This window comes from Acinetobacter harbinensis (assembly GCF_000816495.1).
GTDB classification, from domain to species: domain Bacteria; phylum Pseudomonadota; class Gammaproteobacteria; order Pseudomonadales; family Moraxellaceae; genus Acinetobacter; species Acinetobacter harbinensis.
The window spans coordinates 228,822-232,118 of sequence record NZ_JXBK01000001.1 but is presented as its reverse complement, the minus strand read 5'-3'; the positions used below and the strand labels follow the sequence as shown (position 1 = coordinate 232,118).

General features: G+C 43.4%; 2 protein-coding genes and 1 pseudogene. All 3 read right to left on the bottom strand.

Annotated features, from left to right (window positions below; genetic code table 11):
- Positions 1 to 70 precede the first annotated feature (70 nt).
- Positions 71 to 592 (bottom strand): annotated as a pseudogene (locus tag SE27_RS01180) (PH domain-containing protein); the annotation flags it as partial.
- Between the two features lie 173 nt (positions 593 to 765).
- Positions 766 to 1,938, bottom strand: a complete 1,173-nt coding sequence (gene fadA, locus SE27_RS01175) for an acetyl-CoA C-acyltransferase FadA (protein WP_039620123.1) — start codon at positions 1,936 to 1,938, stop codon at positions 766 to 768.
- Positions 1,939 to 1,950: 12 nt separating this feature from the next.
- The coding region (locus SE27_RS14305) for a 3-hydroxyacyl-CoA dehydrogenase NAD-binding domain-containing protein (protein ID WP_455549950.1) at positions 1,951 to 3,297 on the bottom strand (1,347 nt) is incomplete at its 5' end.

Here is a 3,297-nt window from a genome sequence, read left to right as displayed (position 1 = left end):
CATAGAAAATCTCCTTAAATCAAGGGTATTTGATTTTCTACTTTTAAGTTCAATTATTTGAGGGGAGCATTACCATATCCGGCAAGTTTAGCACCACTTGTTCAGGCAACTCGCGTAAAGAAAACATATTATTCACCGCTTGTTGGGTTTGTATCAGCGTGGATGTTTGGCGTGCAATTTCCTGACATGCTTCCCCAATACTAAATAATGCCTTATATAAATCTCGCACTTGATCAATTTGTGTTTTCTCAATATCGATTGAATAACTGACGTCACCCAGATGGAACTTTAATTCGACGTCTCGATCTACAGTGCCGGCGGTTTCAAGCAGAACTTTACTGATCAAGTGATGTTTATATAAATAGCGATGTAATGTTCTTTTTTTACTGACTGCGCTGGTGCCATCAAGATGGATAAAAGCAGTGTTGGTGAAACAATATTCATCTGTCTTGGCTTTGATTAAAAAAAATATTTTTTCATGGTCTTCATGGAAAATATAATCATCAATATCGGTTTTATCGTAATCTTTGGCATCAATAATACGCCCAATATCACTGGTGCCCATTAAATCTGAGGCTATATTTTTAAACATGTTTAAACTCTGATTATCGGTAGCAATGACGCGATCATAATTTGCAGAGGCTTGGCGTGTCTAGTACAGCATTTTGAATGCCAAGTACTGAGTTGAAATATAGCAATGTTATTTTAGGGCATAAAAAAATCCCCGCAAAAGCGAGGATTTTTATCTGAGTATTTAATTAAAAATTAAACACGTTCGATAATAGTTGCGATGCCTTGGCCCAAACCAATACACATGGTCGCAAGACCAATTTGTGTATCTTGCTGTTCCATTACGTTGAGCAACGTAGTGGTGATACGCGCGCCAGAACAACCGAGTGGGTGACCTAAAGCAATTGCGCCACCGTTTAAGTTGATCATGTCTTGTTTGTCATAAATGCCTAAGCCTTTCATCACAGACAAGCCTTGTGCGGCAAAAGCTTCATTCAATTCAACAGTTTGAATATCAGTCATGCTCAAGCCTGCGCGTTTAAGGGCTTTTTGAGTTGCAGGTACAGGACCATAACCCATAATTGCCGCATCACAGCCTGCAACCGCCATAGAGCGAATCACGGCACGTGGCTTAAGACCTAAGGCTTGCGCACGTTCAGCAGACATCAATAACATTGCAGATGCACCATCAGACAAGGCTGATGAGGTTGCCGCTGTGACTGTGCCGCCTTTTGGATCAAATGCAGGGCGTAAGCTACGGAAAGCTTCAATGTTGGCATCAGGACGAATCACTTCATCGATGTCACACAAAATTTTGAAACCATCCGCATTATGACCTTCAACCCCAATAATTTCGTTTTTGAAACGACCTTCTTGAGTTGCAGCCCAAGCGCGACGATGTGATTCCACACCAAATGCATCTTGTTCTTCACGGGTAATGCCGTTCATACGACCGAGCATTTCAGCGGTTAAACCCATCATATTCGACGCTTTGGCATAATGCTTAGACGCTTCAGGATTTAAGTCGATGCCGTGCATCATGCCAACGTGACCCATATGCTCCACACCACCGATGATAAAGATATCACCTTGGTTGGTGGCAATTTGTGCCGCAGCAGTATGAATGGATTGCATAGATGAACCACAAAGACGGTTGACAGTTTGACCTGCAACAGTTTTTGGTAGATCCGCCAATAACGCAATGTTACGACCAATGTTCATACCTTGTTCTAGGGTCTGATTAACACAGCCCCAGATCAAGTCTTCAATTTCATTGACATCAAACTGGTTACGAGCAACGAGTGCACGTACTAATTCAGCAGATAAGCTGTCAGCACGTACATTGCGGAACATACCGTTTTTGGTTTTACCCATTGCTGAACGTACGCCATCAACGATGACAACGTCACGTGGATTTAAAGTAGCCATTCACGTTGCTCCTTAACCGTAGAATTTTTTGTTGTTAGCAGCCATGTCACGCAACATTTGTGGCGCTTCATAAGCCTTACCTAAATGTGCATACTTCTCGCAAAGCGCAACGTATTCAGCCACACCGGTTTGATCGATGTAACGGCATGGTCCACCACGGAATGGCGGGAAGCCAATACCCATGATCATCGCCATGTCTGCTTCAGACGGTGTTGCCACGATGTTGTCTTCTAAGCAACGTACTGTTTCGTTGCATAGCGTTAGCATCATACGGTCAATAATTTCTTGCGCATCAAACTCATGCTTTTCAGCAGTAGCCATAGACGCAACCAATTCATATGCAATCGGATCGGTAGTTTTGGCTTTTTTGCCTTTACGATCAAGCTCATATTTGTAGAAACCAACGTCGTTCTTTTGACCCAAACGCTTGTTTTCATACATCAGCTCAATTGCGCCTTTGTAACTTGGCTTCATGCGATCAGGGAAACCTTCCGCCATCACTTCTGCACCATGAACGCCAGTGTCGATACCGACCACGTCAATCAGGTAAGCAGGGCCCATCGGCCAGCCGAATTTTTCCATGACTTTGTCGACTTGTTGGAAGTCTGCGCCATCTTTAAGCAGCAGATCAAACGCACCAAAGTAAGGGAACAAGACACGGTTCACCAAGAAGCCTGGGCAGTCATTGACAACGATTGGGGTTTTACCCATTTTTTGCGCAAGCACCACAGTGGTTGCAATCGCTTCATCCGATGTTTTGGCACCACGAATCACTTCAACCAACGGCATCATGTGCACTGGGTTAAAGAAATGCATGCCGACAAAGTTTTCAGGGCGTTGTAGCGATTCAGCCAAACGCGTGATTGAAATCGTTGAAGTATTTGATGCAATAATGGTATTTTCACGTACTGATTTTTCAGTATCGGCAAGTACGGCAGCTTTAATCTTCGGATTTTCAGTCACGGCTTCAATCACGATATCGACATCTTTAAACTCATCTAAGCTTAAAGTTGGACGGATACGCGCTAAAGTTTCACCCATTTTCGCTGGGGTCATTTTTTTGCGTTCAACTTGTTTGGTCAATAATTTGGTCGCTTCTGACATACCTAAAGCAAGTTGTGGATTACCAATATCTTTCATGATAATCGGTGTGCCTTTGCTTGCCGCTTGGTAAGCAATACCGCCACCCATAATCCCTGCGCCGAGCACCGCCGCTTGATTGACTGGATGTGCACCCTTTTCATGTTTTTTCGAGGTTTTTTTCACAATTTGGTCATTGATGAATAAACCAATCAATGCGCCGGCTTGTGGGGTGATCGCCGCTTTAGCAAAACCTTGTGCTTCAAATTTTAATGCTTC